The sequence below is a fragment of the Alishewanella sp. HL-SH05 genome (genome assembly GCF_052655985.1).
Genome location: NZ_CP199753.1, coordinates 316,863 through 340,758, shown reverse-complemented (window position 1 = coordinate 340,758; position 23,896 = coordinate 316,863). Strand labels below are relative to the sequence as shown.

The 23,896-nt window shown below is 46.2% G+C and carries 18 protein-coding genes and 1 pseudogene; 6 read left to right on the top strand and 13 right to left on the bottom strand.

Going from position 1 to position 23,896, the window contains the following annotated elements; genetic code table 11:
- Positions 1–36 precede the first annotated feature (36 nt).
- Positions 37–261 carry a helix-turn-helix domain-containing protein gene (locus tag ACUJFL_RS01565; protein ID WP_445428286.1) on the top strand — a complete coding sequence of 75 codons (225 nt, stop codon included), beginning with the start codon at positions 37–39 and terminating at the stop codon, positions 259–261.
- An 11-nt stretch (positions 262–272) separates the two neighbouring features.
- On the opposite strand, the gene ACUJFL_RS01560 is transcribed toward ACUJFL_RS01565, so the two are convergent.
- The 7 genes from ACUJFL_RS01560 to ACUJFL_RS01530 form a co-directional block, all read right to left on the bottom strand.
- Positions 273–569 (bottom strand): hypothetical protein, encoded by a 297-nt coding sequence (locus tag ACUJFL_RS01560; protein ID WP_445428285.1) that lies wholly within the window; start codon positions 567–569, stop codon positions 273–275.
- Between the two features lie 140 nt (positions 570–709).
- A complete protein-coding gene (locus tag ACUJFL_RS01555) occupies positions 710–1,123 on the bottom strand; it encodes a hypothetical protein (protein WP_445428284.1) in 414 nt (137 codons plus the stop codon).
- Positions 1,120–3,318: a hypothetical protein gene (locus tag ACUJFL_RS01550; RefSeq protein WP_445428283.1), complete on the bottom strand. Its 2,199-nt coding sequence runs from the start codon at positions 3,316–3,318 to the stop codon at positions 1,120–1,122. The genes ACUJFL_RS01555 and ACUJFL_RS01550 overlap by 4 nt, the downstream gene beginning before the upstream one ends.
- Positions 3,311–4,903 carry a hypothetical protein gene (locus tag ACUJFL_RS01545; RefSeq protein WP_445428282.1) on the bottom strand — a complete coding sequence of 531 codons (1,593 nt, stop codon included), beginning with the start codon at positions 4,901–4,903 and terminating at the stop codon, positions 3,311–3,313. Before ACUJFL_RS01545 ends, ACUJFL_RS01550 begins: the two co-directional genes overlap by 8 nt.
- Positions 4,904–5,139: 236 nt before the next feature.
- Entirely contained in the window at positions 5,140–6,333 is a 1,194-nt protein-coding gene (locus tag ACUJFL_RS01540) for a hypothetical protein (protein ID WP_445428281.1), read from the bottom strand.
- 315 nt (positions 6,334–6,648) lie between these two features.
- Positions 6,649–7,257 carry a single-stranded DNA-binding protein gene (ssb, locus tag ACUJFL_RS01535; RefSeq protein WP_229586221.1) on the bottom strand — a complete coding sequence of 203 codons (609 nt, stop codon included), beginning with the start codon at positions 7,255–7,257 and terminating at the stop codon, positions 6,649–6,651.
- A gap of 22 nt (positions 7,258–7,279) precedes the next feature.
- Entirely contained in the window at positions 7,280–8,644 is a 1,365-nt protein-coding gene (locus tag ACUJFL_RS01530; protein WP_445425869.1) for an MFS transporter, read from the bottom strand.
- Positions 8,645–9,009: 365 nt separating this feature from the next.
- Here ACUJFL_RS01530 and uvrA point away from each other — a divergent pair, with 365 nt between their 5' ends.
- The gene (gene uvrA / locus ACUJFL_RS01525) at positions 9,010–11,835 is read left to right on the top strand and encodes an excinuclease ABC subunit UvrA (RefSeq protein ID WP_445425868.1); all 2,826 of its coding nucleotides are present in this window, start codon (positions 9,010–9,012) and stop codon (positions 11,833–11,835) included.
- An 18-nt stretch (positions 11,836–11,853) separates the two neighbouring features.
- Here the strand turns inward: uvrA and ACUJFL_RS01520 are convergent, their stop codons facing one another.
- The 3 genes from ACUJFL_RS01520 to ACUJFL_RS01510 all read right to left on the bottom strand — a co-directional run bounded on the left by ACUJFL_RS01520 (position 11,854) and on the right by ACUJFL_RS01510 (position 16,449).
- Entirely contained in the window at positions 11,854–12,315 is a 462-nt protein-coding gene (locus ACUJFL_RS01520; protein ID WP_445428280.1) for a methyltransferase, read from the bottom strand.
- A 343-nt stretch (positions 12,316–12,658) separates the two neighbouring features.
- Complete coding sequence (locus tag ACUJFL_RS01515; RefSeq protein WP_445428279.1) at positions 12,659–13,207, bottom strand: PEP-CTERM sorting domain-containing protein; 549 nt, start codon at positions 13,205–13,207, stop codon at positions 12,659–12,661.
- A 62-nt stretch (positions 13,208–13,269) separates the two neighbouring features.
- The gene (locus ACUJFL_RS01510; protein WP_445428278.1) at positions 13,270–16,449 is read right to left on the bottom strand and encodes a S8 family serine peptidase; all 3,180 of its coding nucleotides are present in this window, start codon (positions 16,447–16,449) and stop codon (positions 13,270–13,272) included.
- Between the two features lie 668 nt (positions 16,450–17,117).
- Between ACUJFL_RS01510 and ACUJFL_RS01505 the strand changes: the two genes are divergently transcribed.
- A complete protein-coding gene (locus ACUJFL_RS01505) occupies positions 17,118–17,336 on the top strand; it encodes a hypothetical protein (protein ID WP_445428277.1) in 219 nt (72 codons plus the stop codon).
- On the opposite strand, the gene ACUJFL_RS01500 is transcribed toward ACUJFL_RS01505, so the two are convergent.
- Together ACUJFL_RS01500 and ACUJFL_RS01495 are read right to left on the bottom strand one after the other, a co-directional pair.
- Complete coding sequence (locus tag ACUJFL_RS01500) at positions 17,333–17,809, bottom strand: hypothetical protein (RefSeq protein WP_445428276.1); 477 nt, start codon at positions 17,807–17,809, stop codon at positions 17,333–17,335. The genes ACUJFL_RS01505 and ACUJFL_RS01500 overlap by 4 nt on opposite strands.
- Positions 17,796–18,371 (bottom strand): DUF6942 family protein, encoded by a 576-nt coding sequence (locus tag ACUJFL_RS01495; RefSeq protein WP_445428275.1) that lies wholly within the window; start codon positions 18,369–18,371, stop codon positions 17,796–17,798. Before ACUJFL_RS01495 ends, ACUJFL_RS01500 begins: the two co-directional genes overlap by 14 nt.
- A 250-nt stretch (positions 18,372–18,621) precedes the next feature.
- On the opposite strand from ACUJFL_RS01495, the gene ACUJFL_RS01490 reads away from it, so the two are divergent.
- The 3 genes and pseudogenes from ACUJFL_RS01490 to ACUJFL_RS01480 all read left to right on the top strand — a co-directional run bounded on the left by ACUJFL_RS01490 (position 18,622) and on the right by ACUJFL_RS01480 (position 23,040).
- A complete protein-coding gene (locus ACUJFL_RS01490; RefSeq protein ID WP_445428274.1) occupies positions 18,622–20,646 on the top strand; it encodes a prolyl oligopeptidase family serine peptidase in 2,025 nt (674 codons plus the stop codon).
- A 169-nt stretch (positions 20,647–20,815) separates the two neighbouring features.
- Positions 20,816–22,647: pseudogene (locus ACUJFL_RS01485) on the top strand (SLC13 family permease).
- Positions 22,648–22,656: 9 nt separating this feature from the next.
- Complete coding sequence (locus tag ACUJFL_RS01480) at positions 22,657–23,040, top strand: DUF4920 domain-containing protein (RefSeq protein WP_445428273.1); 384 nt, start codon at positions 22,657–22,659, stop codon at positions 23,038–23,040.
- 206 nt (positions 23,041–23,246) lie between these two features.
- Here the strand turns inward: ACUJFL_RS01480 and ACUJFL_RS01475 are convergent, their stop codons facing one another.
- Complete coding sequence (locus tag ACUJFL_RS01475; protein ID WP_306177436.1) at positions 23,247–23,882, bottom strand: thiol:disulfide interchange protein DsbA/DsbL; 636 nt, start codon at positions 23,880–23,882, stop codon at positions 23,247–23,249.
- Positions 23,883–23,896 lie beyond the last annotated feature (14 nt).

Below are 23,896 nucleotides of genomic sequence, written 5' to 3'. Positions count from 1 at the left end.
CAGTTATGATAGGGTTTGGGATACACGGAGGGACGGATGATCAGGTACCACTTATTAACATTGATTGAGCAAAAGTCTTTTGATGACGGGCGGAAAATCACATTAAAAGATGTTGCACTTGAGACAGATATCCACCGAGCAACATTGTCACGGATGATCAATTCACACCAATGTAATATCACGACTGACACCATCGACCGCCTTTGCAATTATTTCAACGTTCCCGTGGAAAAACTGATTGAGCACGTCCCAGAAAAGTAAGCCTGAATAAGCTATTCAGGCCAGTATTCCATCCGCTTTTCCAAGTGATGTAAAAGACGCGATTCAATCTCGCCTAACGAAGATCCCAAAAAGTCGGGATCGGACTTCGATTGGTATTCGAGCCAATTTTGCAAAGCATCTGCATTCGTTGATTCGTTTCCATTGCCCAATACTAAAATCAGACTCCGCTTGTAACGTGGGATCTGTAGTGCATTAAGCAGATACTCCCGCACATTTAGCAATCGGGAACGCTGGGTCTTCTTCTCATACAGAGATTGGATCAGAATGTTTGCAGAGAGCGTCATCATCAGGCACCTCACCATTAAAGTTGATGCCTCCCTGGCAAACGAATAAATCCACGATTTGCACTTACTTAGCCATGTTCAGTTGCTATGTTAAGTGTCGTCAACAATTGACATATGTCAAATATATTCGACATTATTTTTATTTAAGGCAAATTTTCACGGCTTCTGTAAGCTGTTTTAGGGCTTATTCCGATTGGTGCATCAAGATCTAAGGGGTTTATGCCTCGCTTGTGGCAGTTGTTAATCCATCGTTTGAAACGCTTTTCATACTCAGCGATGCGGTTCTTGAGCACGATGTTTTCTTTCCTCAGCCACTCTAGCTCATCAGCATCAGCCACTACGGTTAAGGCGCCCTTCTTATGGTCTTTCAAAGACCGTTTTGCTTCCTTAAACTTATTTTTAATGGTTTGGTTTGCACTCAGCGCCTGGCGTGAATAGCCAAACGCTTTCTCAAGGCGAGCCCAAGACAAATCTGTCCCAAGCTGACCCGTTGCGTACTCACCTAGCAGCGAGAGGACTTTCTCTGTGACATCCTCTGTAATATACCGAGATATCATTGTGTCACCTCGCAGGAATCACGTCCTTTGGGGAAGATCTGCACGATGTCCCCTTGCTTGTGCTCTGGGTTGTCCTCGATTGCCAGTGCTGCATTACATCCATCAACCAATTCCTTGTGGTGTTGATACCAAGCGTTTGCACCGGTGAAGCCGTCCTCTGCATCTTCTAATGCGCGTTCCATTTGGATCTGAGCAATTCTCTTTCGCTCCGTCAAACGCGCAATTTCCATCGGATCTCCTTTTGTCCGTCGATAGTGCTTACAGTTATGCAAACACGCATAATGCAGCCCACAAGGGCCTTGGACGTAATCATGACGGCAACGACCAATGTCCATGATGTGTGAGCTACCCAAGCTTTCAAGGTCGTGAGTAAGCTCATCCGGGGAGAGCAAAGGAAACCGTCGGGCTAGAGCAGCGGCCCTCTCCACAGACAGTTCTTCAGATTGAGTAAAAACTGAGTAAAATATATTTTCTATCGCTTTCTGTGCTGCACCCGACTGCTGGCGATGGTTATAGGCGTTGTTGTCCCGGGTTCCTGATCGCAGGAAGTTTCTCGCTATCTCCTCTTGGGAGAAAGCATCTGACTCCTGCATAATCGTGTTCAATAAATGCCGGAATTGGTGAGTTCTTGCGCTGGCATCGTCTAGTGCCCCTTGCAGCTCTGGAAAGCTATAACGCTCGAAGACGTTAAGCGTGCGAGCCTTCTCTCCTGAGACGCGCGATACATAATCCCGCCCTCGAAAGAAGTCTTGGATTTGAGTCCCAGTTAGCGGCTCGGCGAAGACATTAAGCATCTCCTTCGGCGTGTACTGATCCTTAAAGCGTAAAGTGATTAAGTCCCATACCGGAATTTTAATGGCGCCCATCCCAATACCTTTCAGTATCGGTTTTATACGCGCCTTGTATGCATTGCTAAAACTGTCATGAATATCCCCCACTCTAAAGAGCGTTTTTCTATGCTCAGAAGCCGCCGCGGGGTTTACACCATAGCGTTTCATCGTCGTTATGGTATTACTTATTGAAGAAGAGCCTATGATTCTCATCACTTGAGCAGAGGTCAACAGGTCGTTATCAGAGAAGTGGATAAACTTTTTCCATTTACCCTCTTCCAACAGCAACCGGCTTACTTCACGTTGCTCTTTTGATAACGCGGTCAAACGTTCGATCGCCGTAAAAATGATGTCGGTCATACTTGGAGGGACAATTTTGCTGTCCCATACATAGCGCTTACGTGCCAACACACGGATCTTAAGCAGTCGACAATACCTGCCGCTTTGCGGGTCGATCTCTGGCTCGTATGACATAAATTCTTTGCGGGACGGAATACAATTAATGTCCAAGCTGACGAATTCATCCATTCGGAAGCCGCAAACCATGAGCACCACTGCCATACAAGTCAGAGCTTTATCTTGCTCATCCAATTCATCATAACGTTGCCATAAAGCAGAGAAAAAGACTAAAACCTCCGCTTTAGGTAACATCTCACTTCGCCGTTGTTGAGCTTTCGCGGAATTACCTCTTTGCAAGGCTCCCCCATGCCTATCGCTTCGCTTTATTGGATTAATCCAATGAATAGGCATTACGGTAAGGCCAAGCTCGCGCATCCGATCAGCGATGTAACTCAGCTTTTCACCTGTGACGTAAAGTGTGGTGTCCTCTTCTTTTTGCTGCATGGCGAGTTTTATCGCCTCATCAAACAGGCCCGGGTTAAAATTAGTGACATGATCACACCCATTTATCTCTGCCACTTCCTGCAAATAGCGAAGAGCACGCATCAACACCATGTGTGCCTGATGGCTAATCGGGCGATTAGCATGAGCTGTCATGACGAGTGCTTTGGCAAACGAGCAGAAAGGCTCTGGGAAAGGCCTCTCGTCATCTCGTTTTTGTTTTTGACGCCGTTCCAAACCAGAGCGGATAGTGAAAAGTATGTTACTTTTTGATGTTACCCGTCTGACACTAACAGTGGATTCAAAACCACTAATATCCCAAACGTGCTGATCCCAGTCTATTTGCCCCTTAAAGGTGAGGGTACAAAGCTTTCTACCCAGTTCAATAAATTGGGTAAGATTTTCCTCACAATTTTGGGTCGGCGTCCATAACCGAGCGATGCGTCCGAGAGGTGAATCTGGCTCATCAACCTTAACATTAGGTAATAGAGCGTAATTGAGTTTTAACGGATTCATGTTACTCATGGCCCACCTCCAGACTACGAACTAATTCATCGCATGCTTTTATATGGCTTGCAGCATAAAACCCAGGCGGGACATCATCGCCAAATTTCTCCCGAACCTCGTTCTGCATAGCTGCAAGCACCTCTTGATGAACTGAAACATCATTGGTTGCTTCGAATTTATTGCATGAATAGCAGGAATAAGGAGGTTGGAGCGAGCAAGGTGTCCCTTTCGCACATAAGCCAATTCCGACTAACTTTTGCAACGAGTCTGGCCCATAAACGGTGTGGATATTTTTCCGCTCGACTAACTCTTTAAGCGTTATATCCCCTTGGAAATACGCCATGTGTTCGCTGAAATACTGTTGATAAACGTCATCAACCCTAATCGCAAAATTGACGCCCAGCTGGTAGTACACCATGACATGCTGCAAATCGTCATGGTCAAGTAAGTCCATGAGCTGCACTGCACTTGTTCCCATTGAGGCAGCGTGCGTCGCGAAGGTTTTTCTTAACCTCCGAGCGGTCAATTTAATATCAATTTCTGCCTTGCCCCGAGCAACTCGATGCTTATTAATGAAATCCAGTACCAAGCTGGGGGCGTTACTGAAGGAAGAGGATGATAGGGCGTTCTCATATCGTTCAAACGTCGCTTGGCGCAGCTGTCTACTTGTTTTGCGCGGGGTAATAAACAGCAAATGTTGCTCTTCCTTCCCGGTAACATCTGTTCGGAATAAGTCGCCATAGTTATATGCGATTACTTGCTCCAACATTTCACCGAGGAAATGCGGCAGTACGCGAGACTTAAACCGAGTCCGTGGAAGCTCATGCCGCTTTTTGACCGACGGGACGTTCAATAAATAATTCTTTTGTCCTGTTTCCTCATCGACATTTACGATTAAGTCAGAGGCCATTAGCAGCAAAAGTTGCCTCGGCCGAACGCCAAGGATCACGTAAATCCAGGTTATCACCAAGTAATGGAATATCATGTCGTAAGGTGTGATTTGCTGCCGACACTCCGTCAATGCTTCACGAACTAATTTGAGCTCATGTGACCGTAAAGGTGAGCGGTCTTTCATGTAAACCATCACATCCAGGCCTTTGATGTTGCCTTTAAACGATAACCGTGCAAGGACGTCACAGGTTTTGCGTTCAAAAAGAGACAGACCTAATTTATGCGAGCGCCGATACCAGTGCCTCAAATGATTGAGAGGGCTTTCATCGCTGTGCCGACGATTGGCTATGATGAAATCGAAGATGTATTCGCTTAACTGCTCCGAAAGAGGAGATTCCTCATCCCAGTCATCCACAGATAACGCAAAGCGTTTGAGCACATCCATCACATTGTAAACAGTAAGGGGAGATAGCTTTTCAAGGTAGTATTTAAAAGCGTATTTGATTTCGCTAACAAGTTGCTTCGGTAGTGAAGAAAGCGCATCCCAATTTAAAATGATTGGGGTAGATTCTCCAATCTGCCAGACATCACCAGAGGTGTCGACACGCCGGGAGCGAGTAACGATATACGCTTTATTAAATAAAGGGGTTACAGCAGCACCACTGTTGCTATAGGCGCTTGATGTTACACTGGTGTGGTTTGCACGTGACATAGGCTTTTACCTCATTAGCCATGAAGCACCCCTCCCTATACACATAGGGCTTGAGATCACTTCGAGTTTTTCGGCTAAGTAAGGTAAAAATGTGCATTCAAGGAATGACGTTTTACACAAACAAGTTTCAAATTTAGTTTAGTGCTTAGTAAGTTATTTTGGCTTACACAGCAACTCAATTGACCGAAATCGGTCGATAATTAAGCGTATTTCTCCTGCTCCAGAAACGTCACAATTTACAATTTAAACTGGGATATAATATTTTGCAAGGCTCTCGCCGCTAAAATTTCTCTCGATCGCTTGGTGTAATTAATTCCTTGTTCGCTATTACTGCTCCACCCACAAACGTCACGCTGAACGTTTTTAAACTCGTCAGTCTTGTGATCAAGGCTCGGGTCCAATGCAAGTAAATCATTGAAAGTGTGTCTTAGTTGGTAAGGTTGAATCGTACCAAAGTGCGTCGGATCAACTTTCTTAAGGCGTTCAAAAATGTGATACACGCATCGATATGTCATGGGCCTTGGTACGAGCGCAGAGTTTAAAAATAAGTATGGCGCCACTTTTCCCGTTATTCTCCCCCTCTGTTTACGCTCCGTTTGAATATATATGTCGATGCACTCGGCAATTTCCTTGGGGACGGGAATAACCCTAGAAAACGTTTTTACATCCGGTGGGTTAGCCCTGGGATCTTGATCAAGCGTCGAATTCTGAGTGACACGCAATAAATGTGAATAAGGTGTTTTAACCAACGCATCTGGCCGCAATGAAAGCAGCTCGCCTTGCCTTATCCCTGAGAACAAAAACATCCAGATAACAAGCTGATTTCGAATTCGTACTCTTTCTTGAAATGGGTTTAATGGATTTGATGGATCAACCCACCACAATAATTTCTGAACCGCGTCGTCGGTCAATCCATAGCGTGCTTTTTCATGCTTCACCCCTCCGCCTTCATAGAGTGTCTTCCTGAAGGCGCTAATGAAGTTGGCTAAATGAACGTTATACGGATCACTACTTTTACGTTTGCCCGCAAAAACCTGCCCGATAAATTCCAGGTAAGCAGTTACCTGACTTGCTCTGGTTTTGAATGTATTCCTGCAAACGAAGCTGCTTTGTGCTACTTCGATAGATTGCGGTGCCAGCGTTGGTGCATCGATACGATATCGCAAGTACTCTGCGAAAGACTCAATTTCCAGAAAGTGTAAAAACTCACCACTCTTTATGCGCTCCAACAAATCAATATTGAGGGATTCTGCCCACAAATGAACTTTGACTACAGCGTGAGCCACTGCTCGGCGATAGGAGTGTGACCTTGCACGAAATCGAGCCAGGTACATATTAATTGCAATCGGTGGCATACCGTCGTGATCAGTGACGAGAACCTCACGGTCTCCATGTGCTTCGACCCTGATCAAACGTACAGAATAGGTCATGGCTTTCCTCCTGCCACCTCAAGAACAGGTGTAGTATAGCACTGATTTTGAAAGAGTTTTAATTGAAAAAACTTTGGTTATGTTACTATGTATTTTCACTTATTTTGTACAAAACAACACTGACGGGGTGGGCAAATAGTGACGGATTTACTGCGGGGAAGACTTGTCTTTACATTTTAAAATGTAAGAAATCCTCAAACACCAAGTTGAGGTACCCAAAAGGTATACAACTTGATTTTTGAGGATAACTTATTAATCTAAATAACTTTTTAGAACGTCTTAACAAAACGTCTTTACATTCTAAAAAGTGGTGAGTCAGAACGGAATATCGTCATCAAAGTCGATTGGCGGTTCCATTGGTGCAGCCTGCTGATTGGGCCTAGGTGCTTGATAATTTCCACCGCCCTGCTGAGGAGCTTGTGCAGGTTTTTGATAACCGCCACCGCCTTGCGCTGGTTGCTGATAGTTACTGCCACCTTGCTGTGGCGCTTGCTGGTAATTATTATTACCGCCGCCTTGTTGGCCGCGAGGCTGGTAACCGCCTTGCTGACCGCCACCCATACCGCCACCTTGTTGTTGACCTTCACCACGGCCATCCAACATTTGCAGCTCGTTTGCCACGATCTCCGTAGTGTAACGCTCTACGCCGTCTTTGTCGGTCCATTTACGGGTTTTAAGCTTACCCTCAATGTACACTTTTGAGCCTTTACGCAGATATTCACCGGCAATTTCAGCTAAACGCTGATAAATCACAATACGGTGCCATTCGGTTTGTTCTTTGCGCTCATTGGTCGCTTTGTCGGTCCAACTTTCTGACGTTGCGATAGTCATATTCGCAACAGCACCGCCTTGCGGCATGTAACGCACTTCAGGATCAGCACCTAAGTTACCGATTAAAATGACTTTATTAATTCCACGCGCCATGCGTATCTCTCCTGCAAAAATGTTACTGGTTGCTGTTGGCAACCAAAGACTGAGCTTGCGCTAAATCGAACTGCTGCGAGCTAACTTTCAGATAGCAACGTTGATCTGCTAACAATATCGTGACCTCTTGAACTCCCACCAACGCGGCCAGCTTGCTGGCCAACTGATTGGCTTGCTGCTCAGTCGTTACCGAAACCGGTAACGATAAGCGCTGAGAACGCGCAGGCACCTGCATGGTGCTGGCAATTGCCAGCCATACTAAACCAATCAAGGCTAAACCTGCAAACACTGCACTAAAACCAAATTGCTGTGCCAAGGTGCCGCCTAATAAGCCACCAAAAAAGGCGCCCAAAAATTGACTACTGGAATAAATGCCCATGGCGCTACCGCGTTGTCCTGCTGGCGCAACACGCGAAACCATGGCGGGCAAACTGGCTTCTAAATAGTTAAAACCAATAAAGAAGACCAACAATGCCAAAACAAGACCCCAGAGGGTAGCCGCCTGCCAACTAATTAACATTGCTATAACTAATAATAGAACATTAATTAAAAAATAGCGTTTTTCTTGCTGCCGACGCATCGCAATAATCATCATCGGCACCATAAACACAAACGATAACAACAGCACCGGTAAATAGACCTGCCAATGCTGCTCTGCCGCTAACTGCTGCTTAAGTAATAACGGCGGCAAAGCGACAAACATAGCGGTTAACATTAGATGCAATAGCATTACACCAACATCTAAACGCAACAACTGACCATGCGCCAACATACTGGCTAAGCTTTGCGGTAACGCTATGGTTTCAGCGCCAGCCGAACGGCTCACACTGTGTGGCACTAAAAAAGCCACAATCAGCATCGCCGCACACGCTAACACGGCGGTAAACCAAAATACGCCGCTAAGCCCTGCCCAACGCGCTAAAATTGGCCCCAACACCATCGCCAGCGCAAAGGATAAACCAATACTGCCACCAATAATCGCCATGACTTTAGGGCGCTGTTCTTCTCGGGTTAAATCCGCAGCTAACGCCAACACGGCACCCGCAATAGCACCGGCGCCTTGCAGTACACGCCCAAGTGTTACCATATACACTGACTCAGCCATCGCAGCGACTACCGAGCCAAGCACAAATAATGACAGCCCCAACAACATCACTTTATGCCGGCCAATTCTATCCGATAACCAACCAAAAGGAATTTGTAAAATCGCCTGGGTGAGACCATAAGCGCCAATCGCTAAACCAATCCACAAGGGTGAAAAGCCAACCAGCTCTTTACCATACAGGGCAAATACCGGTAATAGCATAAAGAGCCCGAGCATGCGGGTAGAAAAAACTAAAGCCAGTGCGATGGCCGCGCGTTTTTCAAGAGAATTTAGTTGATGCATTCTGCCAGAGCGTTGCTAGATATTAAATTTCACGAAGGCCGCAGTTTAGCATAAAAAAACTGAGCAGGCGGTATAACTAACGACCGGTTGCCTTAACCAAGCGCTGTTACCCTGCATCAACTTAACTGGCCATATCACGCGCCACAAGGCATGCCAGTAAGCTAACTGAAAAATCACGGTTTACAGATAAATTTCGGCGTTTTAAGCTAAACCCCACTTCAATACGTAAGTAAGCGCTTGATGGGTGTTTTACCTTGCTAAAATAGCTTGAGCAGGGGCAATTCTAGCTCGATACTGGCTATTAACCCTGCCATTAGTGTATATTTGTACAGCAAACAGCACGCCAACCACCACTGGAAGCCTGAATGGACAAAATTGATATCCGGGGTGCCCGCACCCACAACTTAAAAAACATTTCGCTGCAAATTCCCCGAGATAAACTAGTGGTGATTACCGGCCTATCAGGTTCGGGCAAGTCGTCACTGGCATTTGATACCTTGTATGCAGAAGGACAGCGCCGCTATGTTGAGTCATTATCGGCCTATGCCCGGCAGTTTTTAAGCCTGATGGAAAAGCCCGATGTCGATCATATCGAAGGCTTATCGCCGGCTATTTCGATAGAGCAAAAATCGACCTCGCATAACCCGCGTTCTACCGTGGGCACCATTACCGAAATTTACGATTACCTGCGCTTACTGTTTGCACGTGTCGGCGAACCGCGTTGCCCCGAGCATGATTTACCGCTGGCCGCGCAAACCATCAGTGAAATGGTCGACAAAGTGGCCGAGTTTCCTGAAGGCACCAAGCTAATGGTACTGGCGCCGGTGGTACAAGAGCGCAAAGGCGAACATGTCAAAACCTTGGAAGGCTTAGCCGCCCAAGGCTATATTCGCGCCCGGATTGATGGCGAAATCTGTGACTTATCAGATCCACCAAAACTCGATTTACAAAAAAAACACACCATTGAAGTGGTGATCGACCGTATTAAAGTGCGCGACGACATTAAAGTACGTTTAGCCGAATCCTTTGAAACCGCCTTGCAGTTATCTGGCGGCGTGGCCAAAGTGGCGTTAATGGATGATAGTACTGCCCCAGAGCTGGTGTTCTCGGCCAATTATGCCTGCCCAACCTGTGGTTATTCGATGGCCGAGCTAGAACCGCGTTTATTCTCGTTTAACAACCCGGCGGGTGCTTGCCCCAGCTGTGATGGCTTAGGCGTAAAACAATTTTTCGATCCGAAAAAAGTCATCGTCAGTGACGAGTTAAGCCTGGCAGGTGGCGCCATTCGCGGTTGGGATAAACGCAATTTTTATTATTTTCAGATGCTCAAAGCGCTGGCCGATCATTATGGTTTTCAGCTCGATGTCCCCTTCAGTACCCTAAGTAAAAAACACCAAGAAGCCATTTTGCAAGGCAGCGGCAATACCATTGTTGACTTTAAATACTTAAATGATCGCGGTGATATTGTGCAGCGCAGCCATCCGTTTGAAGGTATTTTGCCCAATATGGAGCGGCGTTACCGCGAAACTGAGTCCAATTCAGTTCGCGAAGAACTGAGTAAATACCTCGCCACCCAACCTTGCCCGAGTTGCCACGGCACCCGCTTACGCACCGAGGCCCGGCATGTGTTTATTGGCCAAACCAATTTACCGCAAGTGGTGGAGTTGTCGATTGGTGATTGCTTAAGCTTTTTCCAACAGCTTAGCTTGCTGGGGCAAAAAGCCAAAATTGCTGAAAAAGTATTAAAAGAAATTCAAGACCGCTTAAGCTTTTTGGTCAACGTCGGCTTAAATTACCTTAATTTGTCACGCAGTGCGGAAACCCTCTCGGGCGGTGAAGCACAGCGTATTCGCTTGGCCAGCCAAATTGGTGCGGGTTTAGTGGGGGTGATGTATGTGTTGGATGAGCCGTCGATTGGTTTGCATCAACGTGATAACGATCGCTTATTAGGTACGCTGACCCACCTGCGCGATTTAGGCAATACGGTGATTGTGGTCGAGCACGATGAAGATGCCGTGCGCATGGCAGATCATATTATTGATATTGGCCCGGGCGCAGGCGTGCATGGTGGTTACATCGTGGCGCAAGGCAGCCTTGAGCAGGTAATGGCCGAGCCGGAGTCTCTCACTGGGCAATATATGGCCGGTACGCGCAAAATTGCCGTACCAGAGAAGCGCACAGCATTAACCGATAAATGGTTAGAAGTGACCGGTGCTAGCGGTAATAACCTGAAAAACGTTGATTTAGCAATCCCCTTTGGTGTGATGACCTGTATTACCGGTGTGTCGGGCTCAGGGAAGTCTACGCTGATTAACGACACGCTGTTTCGCGTTGCCCATCGTGTGTTGAATAAAGGCGAAGGTGCCGATCCGGCTCCGCACAAAGACATTAAAGGCTTAGAGCACTTTGATAAAGTGATCGATATCGATCAAAGCCCGATTGGCCGTACCCCGCGCTCGAATGCCGCCACTTATACCGGTATTTTTACGGCGGTACGTGAGCTATTCGCCGGCACCCAAGAAGCCCGCTCTCGCGGTTATCAAGTAGGCCGTTTTAGCTTTAACGTTAAGGGCGGCCGCTGTGAAGCCTGCCAAGGCGATGGCTTAATTAAAGTGGAAATGCACTTTTTACCCGATGTTTATGTGCCGTGCGATGTCTGTAAAAGCAAACGCTATAACCGCGAAACGCTCGAGATCAAATACAAAGGCAAGAACATTCACGAAGTGCTGGATATGACGGTCGAAGACGCCCTGGCGTTTTTTGAAGCGATACCGGCAGTAAACCGTAAACTGCAAACCCTAAAAGATGTAGGGCTTACTTATATTAAACTGGGACAGTCGGCGACCACTTTATCAGGCGGCGAAGCACAACGGGTGAAACTGGCGCGCGAACTGAGCAAACGCGACACCGGTAAAACCCTGTATATTTTGGATGAACCGACTACCGGCTTACATTTTTATGATATTCAGCAACTGCTAAACGTACTGCACCGCTTGCGCGATCATGGCAATACCATTGTCGTGATTGAACATAACCTCGATGTGATTAAAACCGCCGATTGGATTGTCGATCTCGGCCCAGAAGGCGGCAACGGTGGTGGTGAAATTCTGGTAGCCGGCACACCCGAGCAAGTGGCTGCTTGTGACAAGTCGTATACTGGCCAATATTTAAAGCCGTTGTTAGGCAAGTAATCATAAGGCGCTGGCCAATTACAGCCAGCGCCTTACTTGCGTAAAATAAGCCTGATAGTCAGCGCCAAACTTCTGCTGTAAATGGCGCTCTTCCGGCATTATCTGAAACCGATTCATATACAGCACAAACACTGGCAGTAACAGCAATGCCACCCCGCTTTGTAAATAACAGCCCCATGCGATTAGCAGCAGTAAGAACCCCAGATACATAGGGTTACGGCTATAACGATAGATACCCCGATTGACCAAACTAGAGCTTTGCTGCGGTACGCGCGGGTCTACCGTAGTATTCGCTCGTCGAAACGCAAACACGCCCATCAACGCCACAACTACTCCTGCACTAACAAAACCTGCAGCCAAGAAAACACTAAGCGTATGCCACCGCAACCAAGGCGGTGTCAAAGGTACGATCACCCACATCGCCAGCGCAAACAACAACACCAAAATCAACGGCGGGATTTTCAGCTCTAACGCTTGCATGGCTTGCTCCTATTTACTTTGCTTCTCAACTATTTTTAGTTCTTACTCCATAACTGGTGCAACCGCATAGCTTCACTTCTGAGCTCTACTTGAGTAATGAGAGCGGCATTTGCGATAGCAGCTAACACGTTATGCACGATGACATTCTGCAAAAATCTTAGTATTCATTATCGAAGTGTTTGTTAAAAGCAAAAGCAGTTACATTCCTCCACGTTGTTTTGAATTCAAGCTATTCAAAACGACGATATAAATAACGCCTTATCAACGCGGTTATACCTAGATACTCATAAAACAAGAAATAAAAAACCCAGCTTAGCTGGGTTTTCTCAAAATCAAAAAAAGCTTAAATAATGCGCTTACGACGCAACATTAACCCGCCCATTCCCAACATTAATAAAACTAGCGTTGAAGGTGCAGGTACGACTTGAGCAGCGCCTAGAGTAAACTCCTCAAAAAACACTGAAGTACGATTAAGGTCAAATACTTCTAAATATCCGAATGAAAATGCATCAAAAAGCATATAGTAACTCCATGTATCCGCACCGAAACCTACATCATCACCATCGAACTCGAAAAACTCAATACCCGCGTAAATGTTGTTGCTATCGATACCCACATCAAATAAGAAAATATCAAACAAGTCTCCCCAAGGATAAAGATCGCTCAGATTAATATTTACTAAAGTAATCTGATCGCTAAACCTAGTATCCAAATAACCAGTATTTAGCAAACTATCACTTATTTGAACCTCAATAGATCCCATTTTCCCAAAAGAACTTCCAATGATGTCGTGCTTGATATTGATCAGACCGGCATTAGCAGCAAAAGAGGTGGTGAACATTAATGTAATTAACAACAACGAGTGACTTAATAGTTTTTGCAGATTTTTCATTATCGACTTCCTTATTTTTATAGGTTGCCGGAACAAACTAGTTGCTCCGGCGTTTCTTATTATTATGGTTGTACTTCAAGCGCTGTGGTGCCTTGAACTTCACCATTGCCATCAGTAAACGTCACGGTCCCCATGTATAACCCATTTGGATTTAAGTCACGGGTCAACAGAGAAATGTTTTGTAAACGACCATCAACTGCGCGTGGTGAAGCAGATACACGTGTTGTATTCTCTTTGTCATCAACAATCCAAATAAGCGCCTGATAGTTAACACTATTATTGCCAAGCAAGTTCACGCCTTGGACCATTAACAAATAGAAGTTAATATCGGTGTTTTCTGAGTTTTGTGGATTAACAATGATCATATCTTCGTTGGCATCTGGACCTTTCGAGTTTTGGAGAGGTGAACACCCCGCAGCGCGACACGCCCATAGCTCTAAGTCTAAATTAGTACCCGGAACGCTGACTAATGCGTCACGTGTGCTAATTCTAAGTAACGTAGAACCGGCAGGCACTTCAAACGTAGTGTAACGGTTCGCAGCCGCTACATTTACCCCAAAGTTAAATGCGCCCGGGTTGCTAGGTGAAGTTTTATTTACACCAAACGGCAAACTTAGCCCTTGATAATCAGCAGTGAAGCTACCTGAGTACAAAGTTTCAACAAAGAACAATGCCCGGCCCCGGTTCAACTTCAATGACAGTGATTCTGGAACAACAATAGTAGCCGACGGCACTTGATTCACCGCAATCGGGCTACGAACAGTCAAACCATCGGTACGCTCAAGAGTTACTGCACCAAACACCCATTGATTAACTGGGAAGCCAGGTACTGAATTAAAGGTTAAGCTATAGCTTGCTTTACCGTTTGGCGTTACTTCTAACAAACCACTTGGAATAGCATTACCAGCAGCATCAAAGGTTTTTACCGTGACCGTGGTGCCTGCAGGCGCTTCAACGTTTACTGTGTAAGAGCCACCATCACCCGATACGTCAGTTACAGTACGAGAAATGGTTTCCTTACCTGCAAGCTGAGCAATTGCAATTGATGGATAGTTCAATTGACTGGCGTCAGTAGCAAAGCCAGAACCAGTAATATCGTTACAATTAGCACCAAAACGGACTGAAGAGACTAGCCCCGCTTCGCCTTGTCCGCAAAGGAACCCTAGGTAATCCCCTAAGTTTGCGTCATAAACTAAGCCTGGGTTTAATGATGAAGCTGGCGCTACATGCCCCGCGCCAAAATCAAATGGACTCGCTGGTGTGGTGCCATTTTCTTTTACCAGATTTTGACGAGCGGTTGTCATCATGGCTGATTTGATTTTCGCTGGGCTCCATCCCGGATACTGACCCGCTAGCAATGCCGCCATACCCGCAATATGTGGGCTAGACATTGAGGTACCTTGCAAGTAGGCAAAGTTTTCACCTTGTGGGTTACCACCAAATCGCAACTGCGCTGGACTAGTCGCCGCTAAGATGCGAACACCCGGTGCAGTGATGTCAGGTTTAAGAATATCACCGGTTTGCGTATTAACACCACGTGAAGAGAAACTCGCCATGATATTGCCAACCTCAACCGCCTCTGTCGCAGCACCATTGAGTGACATTGTCACATTCGTTACACCTGTATTAACACTATTTACCAAAGCTAGGCCATCAGCATTGAACACCATTACACCAGGGATATTCAAGCCCGTGACAGTACCACCCATTGCAATAGGTGTACCACTGAGTGTATAGACTACCGCACCCATGGCACCCGCAGCCTGAGCATTTAATAACTTATCAGCAAATGGACAACCGCCACGGGCAATAAGTGCGATCTTACCTGTCAAGTTACTACTTAAAGGACCGCAAGCCTCAATTGGACTAGCAAGCGCTAGATCTGCTGTTAAGCCACCGACAGGAACCGGAGCCCCAATAACTGCAGGAACAGAAAAAACACCGCTGGGTGCTAATGTGCCGCTATTTATTGTTAACTCGTTGCCAATAACCGCAGAAACACCATCATAAGTAGACGCTGCTACTGTGGTAATCCATGGTGCAATATTACTTACTGTGGCAGCAGTCGGGCCACTGTTACCCGCTGAGGCTGAAAAGAACACACCGGCATTAGCAGCACTGAGTGATGCATTATAAACCGGCGAATTAATTGCTTGGGAATTACCGATAGAATAGTTTAATACATCAACACCATCTACCACCGCTTGGTCGATAGCAGCTAAGCTATCACCAAAGAAACACCCTCTTTCTGCGGTTCCACTTGCATTTGTATAGTTTGAGTTCCAGCACACTTTATAAGCGGCAATCCTTGCGCGAGGGGCTATACCCGATACGGCGCCAACATTAGCGCCTCTCAACGTCGCACTTACCCCTGCGTTACCCGCGGCGGTTGATGCAGTATGGCTACCATGGCCATCAGCATCTCTGGGAGAAGCAAACTCGCCTAATTCAAACCGAATATCGTATACGCTTGAGAATGCACTACCGAAATAGCGCGCGCCAATTAGTTTGTTGTTACAGGTAAACTCATCCGGAGGTGCAATGCCATCAGCGGCACCAACGCTACCTACGTTACACTCACCATTCCAACCCGCTGGAGCGGGTCCATAAGTGTTTTCAAAAGTGTTTCCTTCTGAGCTAAACGAAGGGTTTTCAGGCCAAATACCAGAGTCTAATATGCCTACAATTACGTCTTCGCCTACAATACCGGTGTCGTGTAAACCATCACCTGCATCACTAACTAAACCCATGAACTTAGGTGTATTAGCTGTTTGTAATTGATGTAATTCATCTGGGTATACTGCTGCAACGTCGGGGTGGTTACTTATTGCATTTAATTGTTCTGGAGATAGACGGGCCGAGAATCCATTAAAGGTGTGTACATATTTGTGAAGTACATCCAACACACCAATTTCAGCAGCAACAGAAACTTGCTTAGCTTTGAGAGCTGCAGCATAGGCTTCAATTTTTGGTGATTTAGCATTGTAGTTATTACCAGCAATTGACACCATTTGGTTGCTCGGTCTTAGCTCGCCGAGCTGGGCCGCCATATTAATTGCTGTAGCACCTTTTAACTCAACGATGTACATACCTGAGGCGGCTTGAATCGCCGGGGCAGGGCCTGTTGCAGTAAGCTGACTAGAATCAACTTGGACGATATATGGCGAAGTATTTGCATTTGCATACATACTGGCCAATGCTGCCGATAAAGTTATGGTTATCAGGCATTTATTGAATTTCATTTGCTTCTCCCGCTTTATCATTATTGTTCTTTAGACAACGAAGCAAAATTCTTTTTAAATACCTAACAAGGCTAGAGGGAGACTGTTAGTCGTTCAAAACAAGAAGTTTTGCAAACTTAAAGATTCCTTGGGTTGTTATTATTTTTAACACTAATTTATTGTTATTAACGTAGGAAGGTTGTCTATAGCAATTAGAGCAACTTTTGAAAGCAGCAATATTCACGCCACTTAGCTAAGTCACTAATTTAAAACAGTTTATTAAAAATTAACTATTTTTATAACTTGATTTTGTAAAAATAGCTGACAGTAAGCTCGCTAAATACACTGGAAGAGTTTGTTAAATAGACAGCAATACTAATGCAAGGCCGAGAAAATGTTACAACCATGTAAGTTGTAATTAACTTGTGCTGCAGCAATGATGAAAGCCAACAACCATAGCCACCTTATATAAATCTGGTAAATTTTCTCAATGGCCGGCGCCAATGCGTTTTTTAAGATAATAAATTGTCAGAGTAAATATTCACCATGTGGCGGTCAAAAGTTACAATAGATATTTTTAAAATGTAACAAAGCAAGTTGTTAATCATTAACAGTCGTTTCTGTTACTGCCGGTCCAGCAGAAAAGACCCTAGTTCTGCGCCAATAGCTATAACATAAGACAGTATGCGATGAACAAAATCACAGAAAAACACATAGCGAACATCATCAAAAAACACCTAGGATTTACGTTGCTGTTGGCCGTCTCGCCTGTCATCTTCTTTTTGTTGATTGGCTTTTTTGACAAAACAATTTACAGCATTATCCCGTTTATTTTGCCCATTAGCACCCTTGGTGCGGTGGCCTACTTTATCAAACAGGTACTGACTGAGTTGTTGGTCAATCGTTAAGACAAACTGCCTAAGCGCAACTGCACTAAATACTGCCGCAGTTGCGCAACCCGTTCGCTGCGACCAAACAACTGGTAAATGTGCAACCAATCGGCAGGGGGCATCCAACAAATGCCATCTTGCCAGCGGCAGCGCTCAGGATGAAAAGCAAAGCGGCTGATTGTATTGTCTTTTCGCACTGCAATACCGGCCATCAGATCAACACTGCAGCCTTTTGCATGGCGAAAATGGCTAAACTTGGCGGTGGCATACATCGGATCTGACGGTATCTGCTGTGTTTGGTAGCCCGCAGTAATCAGCAAGGCGCTGATTTGGGCAAAGTGATCTTCAGTACACACCAAATCGATATCGGTGGGTTTCGCCACTAGTCCTAGTTGCCATAGCAAACAACTGCCGCCTACGCCAAATTGATAGTCGGCTAATAAGCTGCATAGCTCGGTCAGTTGTTCGGTTAACGCGTCAGGTTTTAACATGAGGTAACTCACTTATTAGGGTTGCAAGCCGCTGAATTTTTTCGTTATTCAGTTGCCGATAGTCAAAATAGGGGCAGACCAATAGGCGCTGCTGGCGATCAAAAGCAAACTCATGATTTAACCAGTGCAATTGCGCCGCTAACCCCGCATCTAGCAGCGCTTTGGCATGGGTGCGCCCAGCAATAATATGGATTGCATGGCGGTTAACGGCGAACTGCGGCAGGCTAAATAACAACGCCGTGTTACTGCCGGTTTGTAATAACTGCTGCTCACGGAATTGCTGCCAACTGTCGGCGGTTTGTTGGAAAGTAAACTGCCGCTTATCTAGGGTAAAGAGCAGCTTGGCATACACATTAAACACTTTGCGCCAGCCATTACCACAGGCCTGATTAATGGCAGCAATTTCACCGGTACTTAGCGGCTGTATATGATTAAGTGCCGCATATTCCTGCATCGGTGGCCGCTTTGCAACATACACACAGATTTGTGCCTGCGGATCGCCAAAACCTATGGCGAGTTCGCTCACAAGCGGCGGCGCTGTTGTCACACCAACCAGTGGCATAGATACTCCCGTTTAACGCCTTAGTTCTTGCGGCAGAACGCCTTAACCTAGTAAGGCTTTGTGCTACTATTCTAACGGTAAAGTTTCAGAAAAATAACCTAATAATACGGTAATGCCGATCAGTAAAGCATGACCGGTTTGCTTTAAATCACCCCTGACAGGCCATGCATGATTATGGCATGTGGATATGAGCAAACCGCGTTTTATAAAAAACCAAACTGATCGGCATTCAATAATACGGAGTCTTACGATGAAAAAATTCGTGTTGCTGTGTTTGTTTTGGCCACTCTTAGCCCTGGCTAACCCGGCTGAAGATAACAGCTTAAGTGTAGAGCGGTTATGGCAATTAGAGCGCATTGGCACTCCGGTTGCCTCCGCCGATGGCAGTATGATTGTCGCGCCCGTGACCCGCTATGATGTACCCGCCGATCAAGGCCATACCCGGCTTTGGCTATTTAGCGCCGATGGTAAAATGCAACGCCCCCTTACCGCTGAAGGCATGCGTGCCAGCGAAGCCACCTTTTCGCCAGACGGTAAAACCTTGGCTTTTATCAGCCAACGGCATAAAGACGATGCTGGGCAAATTTATCTGTTACCTCTTACCAGCCCTGGCGAAGCACAGCGTTTAACACAAGTACCCACTGGCGTGTATGGTATGAAATGGGTCGGGGAGCACCTGTATTTTGTTAGCCGTATTTGGCCAGGCAAAACCTGGGAAGAAATGAGTGGCGAGCTAAAAGCCAATAAAGAGAAAAAAGTGTCAGCGTGGCAGTGGAATGCGCTGCCTTATTCACAGTTTGACCATTGGATAGATGAAAATCGCCAAGCGCATGTTTTTCGTATGCCTGCTAAAGGCGGTGAAGTAGAAGCTATCACCCAAAAAGTCGGTATTGAATTACCGCGCTCTAGCCAAAACGCCAGCAGCTACGACATTGATGCGCAAGAGCGCTATATCGCCTTTAATGCCAATGGTTCAAGCAACAGCGTTGATCCAAAAATTGATTTGTTTTTAGCGGCCATCGGTAGCGATAAAGCTGACAACATTACACCGGATAACCAAGCCCCCGATGCGAACCCCAGCTTTAGCCCTGATGGTAAAAGCTTGGCCTTTAGCCGCCAGCGTATTCAGGGTTTTTATGCCGATACCGCACGTTTAATGGTTTACGACCTAGCGAAGAAAACCACCCGTGAGCTCACCACTGAGTGGGATCGCTCAGTCAGTGACTTTGTTTGGGCCGCAGACAGTAAAGGCTTTTACGCCAGTGTGGATGACGCGGCTACCAGCCGTTTATTTTATGTCGATGCCAAGAATGGCAAACAACGCGCCATTACCAAAAACACCAGCTTTGGTAGCCCGGTATTAGCGGGTAAAAATACCTTAGTCACCACCAACGACAGTTTTATGTATCCTGCTCGTTTGGTGAAAGTGGATGTGCGCTCGGGTAATACCACGCGTTTGGATAGCTTTAATGATGAATTACTTTCAAAAACAAACTTAGGCACCTATGAATCGGTTACCTATAAAGGTGCTGAAGGCCAAGATATCCAAATGTGGGTGCATTATCCACCGGGCTTTGATAAGAGCAAAAAGTATCCCTTCTTTATGCTGATCCACGGCGGCCCGCACAATGCCATTGGCGATAGCTTTAGCTACCGCTGGAATGCACAAACCTTTGCTTCTTGGGGCTATGTTACGGCCTGGCCTAACTTCCATGGCTCTAGCAGTTTTGGCCAAGACTTTGCCGATGCCATTAACCCCGATTGGCGCACGAAACCTTTAGCCGATATTCAAGCCGCGACCGCGTCGTTCCAGCAACAACCCTGGATCGATACCGAGCGAATGGTGGCCGGTGGCGCCAGCTACGGTGGTTACTTAAGTGCTATCTTGTTGGGTACCGAACATCCGTATAAAGCCCTGCTGATCCATGCCGCGGTATACAACATGTATTCGCAAATGGCGGCGGACTTTGCCGTACATTCTACCCGCTTTGGCAATTTCTGGGACAAACCAGACATTTATAAAAGTATTTCGCCGCATTATTTTGCCGGTAACTTTAATACGCCAACCTTAGTTATCCATGGCCAGCTTGATTATCGGGTACCGGTTGGGCAAGGCTTTGAGTTATTTCGTACCTTGCAAAGCCGTGGCGTGGAGTCGCGAATGATTTACTTCCCCGATGAAAACCACTGGATCTTAAAACCAAACAACTCCATCTATTGGTATAACCAAGTGAAAGATTGGATGACCCAGTTCGCCGAGCCTGGCGCGCGTTAATCCCTCCCAGCACGCAGCACGCGCTGCGTGCTGCGGTTTTTCTCTCGGTATCTAAACTAAAGGCCGACTTTTCAACTCTTTAGCTGTAACTTCTACCCATAACCGCCTAGTATAGAGAAAGAGCGGTTATTCGACAGTGGCTTTGCCCCTGTCTGGTACAGGAACCTTTATGACCCTTGACCAGTTACTGATTTTTTTGATCCTAGGCATCACCATAGTACTGTTTATTTGGGATCGTTGGCGACACGACATTGTGGCGCTGTTTAGCCTACTAGCCTGCGTTTTGGTAGGTTTGATCCCTGCAGAACTAGCCTTTAATGGCTTTGGTCACCCCGCGGTGATTACCGTTGCCTGTGTATTGGTCTTAAGCCAAGCACTGCAAACGACTGGTGCGATTGATGTCTTAGCACACAAAATTTTACCCTCTAATGCAGGGCCAACACTCACTATTACCGCTTTAACTGCGTTTGCGGCGGTGCTGTCCGGTTTTATGAATAACGTTGGCGTATTAGCGTTATTGATGCCGATGGCCATTCCGCTTGCCAGCCGCATTAATCTGGCACCCGGCCAAGTATTAATGCCATTGGCCTTTGGCTCAATGCTTGGCGGTATGACGACGCTTATTGGTACCCCCCGAACTTGATCATTTCCAGCTTTAGAGCCGAGGTACATGGTCAAGGTTTTGCCATGTTTGACTTTGCGGGGCCGGGCATCGCAGTAACATTAGCGGGTGTGTTATTTATCGGTTTATTAGGTTGGCGCTTTGTGCCGGTGCGGCAACGGGCTGATCTCAGTAGCTTTGAAACCAGCAAATATTTAACGGAAGTTAGGATCAAAGCGAGTAGTAAATTCTGTGGTAGCCGCTTACGTGAGCTCGAGCGCAGTTTAGATGAACTCGATTCACAAGTAGTGGGTATAGTACGAAACAAGTACCGGGAGCATGTTCCTTCTAGCTCTTATCAACTAAAAGAAAACGATATTTTAGTGATTGAAGCCGAACCAGAAACACTGGGTAAATTGTTGTCGAGCTTAGAATTAGCGCTGGAAGATAGCGCCGATACGCAGCTGCAAAAAGAACAAGATAAAGCATTAGCCAAAAGCCAAACCGATATTCCCCCCTCTAAAGAAAAAACCTTAGTCAGCCCTGACGTCAGTTTGATTGAGCTAACACTGTTACCCAACTCCGATCTTATTGGCCGCACCGCCGTGCAAATTCAAATGCGCCGGCGCTTTAATATTCACTTGTTAGCGTTATCACGCCACGGTAATCGCTCAGTTAAACGGGTACGCCGTACTCGGTTTCAAGCCGGGGATGTGATCTTGATGCAAGGCAACAGCCAAGCCTTACAAAACTTCGCTACCGATTTTGGCTGTGTGCCTTTGGCTGAGCGGCAAATTCAGGTGCCGGATAAACGCAAAACCTTACTGGCCAGTGGCTTTATGCTCGCAGCCGTACTGTCGGCTTCGGTAGGATTATTACCGGCCGCCGTGGCTTTTGCTGCCGGCATGTTGTTGATCATGGCCTTTCATGTGATTCCGTTGCGCAAGGTCTATAGTGCAATTGATTGGCCGGTGATCGTGTTATTAGGCTGTTTAATCCCCGTTGCCGGGGCCATGAGCTCGACGGGTGCAGGGGATTTATTAGCCGTAAGTATGCTCGACTTAGTCGGTAAAGCAGACCCACAGCTAACGGTAATCAGTTTATTAATCCTCACTATTGTTCTAACGTCTTTTTTAAATAATGCCGCCACAGCCGCGATGATGTGCCCCATTGCCATCAGTTTAGCCACACAACTTGACGTAAACCCCGATACGCTACTGATGACTATTGCTATCGGTGCCTCTTGCGCCTTTTTAACCCCTATTGGCCATCAAAATAATACCTTGATTTTAGGCCCGGGTGGTTTTAGCTTTACGGATTACTGGCAGCTTGGTTTGCCGATGCAAATTGTTGTTCTTGTCGTCGGTGTGCCGGCATTATTGTTCTTTTGGCCTTTGTAGGAAGAAACCATGAAAGCACTTTTCAGCTTAGCGTCACTTTGTTTTGCGGCCAGTTTATCTGCAGCCACTACCTTTGGTGAGAACCTTGATAAAACCACATTGACCAGCGTAGCCTCGGTATTAGCATCGCCTGCCACCTATCTTGATAAAGAAATTACCATTGAAGGTACTGTCACCGCCGTTTGTACCAAAATGCATTGCTGGATGACACTCGCAAGCGATGAAGCAGAGTCTCGCTTTCGCATCAAAGTAAAAGATGGCGATATGGTGTTTCCATTAAGCGCGAAAGGCAAAACGGCTTATGCAAAAGGTATCGTTAAAGTTTGGCCACAAGCTGAAGGTAAAGCGGAGGCTTATCAGTTAGTCCCTACGGCTGTTGAGATTGCTGATTAAGCGTATAGAAAAGGGCCAGCATGCTGTAATGACGATCAGTTTAGTATTTAGCATGACACGGTTTGCTCACATCAACACGCCATGAATCATCCCTGAGGCTCGATTCCGGCCATCCATGGCCTTCAACGGTTGATTTAGAGCAAACAGGTCATGCTTAACTGACTTGCATTATCAGCATGCAGGCCCTTTTTATTAGCAAGATATAACTAGTCTTTCTTTAATAAAAACTCGATAAGGTTTTGCATATCTGTTTGCAGATTGCGTTGATCTAAGTTTTGATTATTGATTTTATATTTACCGTTAACAACCAACATTGGCACACCCGTTAGAACACGGCTTTCACTTAATTGTTCTTGCTCACGTGCCATTTGGCCTACCGCTCCGCGCACTGGGAAGCTGCGCATGGCTTTATCAAAGGCTTCTGCATCAATGTCATTAATCAGCGCCAGGCTGCGCACATCGTCTTCTGCCCGAAATGGTACGCGGCTTTTATGAATTTGATTAAAAATAGCTGTGGCCATTTCATCGCCTTTACCTAGGTTTTTAGCAGAGACATAAGCACGCGCTAAGGCATTTTGAACTTCAGGTGAAGCGGCGCGGATAAAGTCGACATGTGATTTTTTGAACTCGGTACCGGCAGGTAAGTTTTTCGATAAACTCTGGGCAATCGGCTCAAAAGCGTAACAACCACCACAATAGAAAGAAAAGTATTCTTTCACTTCTGGCTTAGCTGTTTTTTGTTCTGATATCACTTCGTAATGCTTGCCTTCTTCGTAATTGTTGGCGAATGCCGACAAGGGTAACAAGACGGCAGCGACGGCTGCTACTAACCACTTTTTCATTATTTACCTCTGTT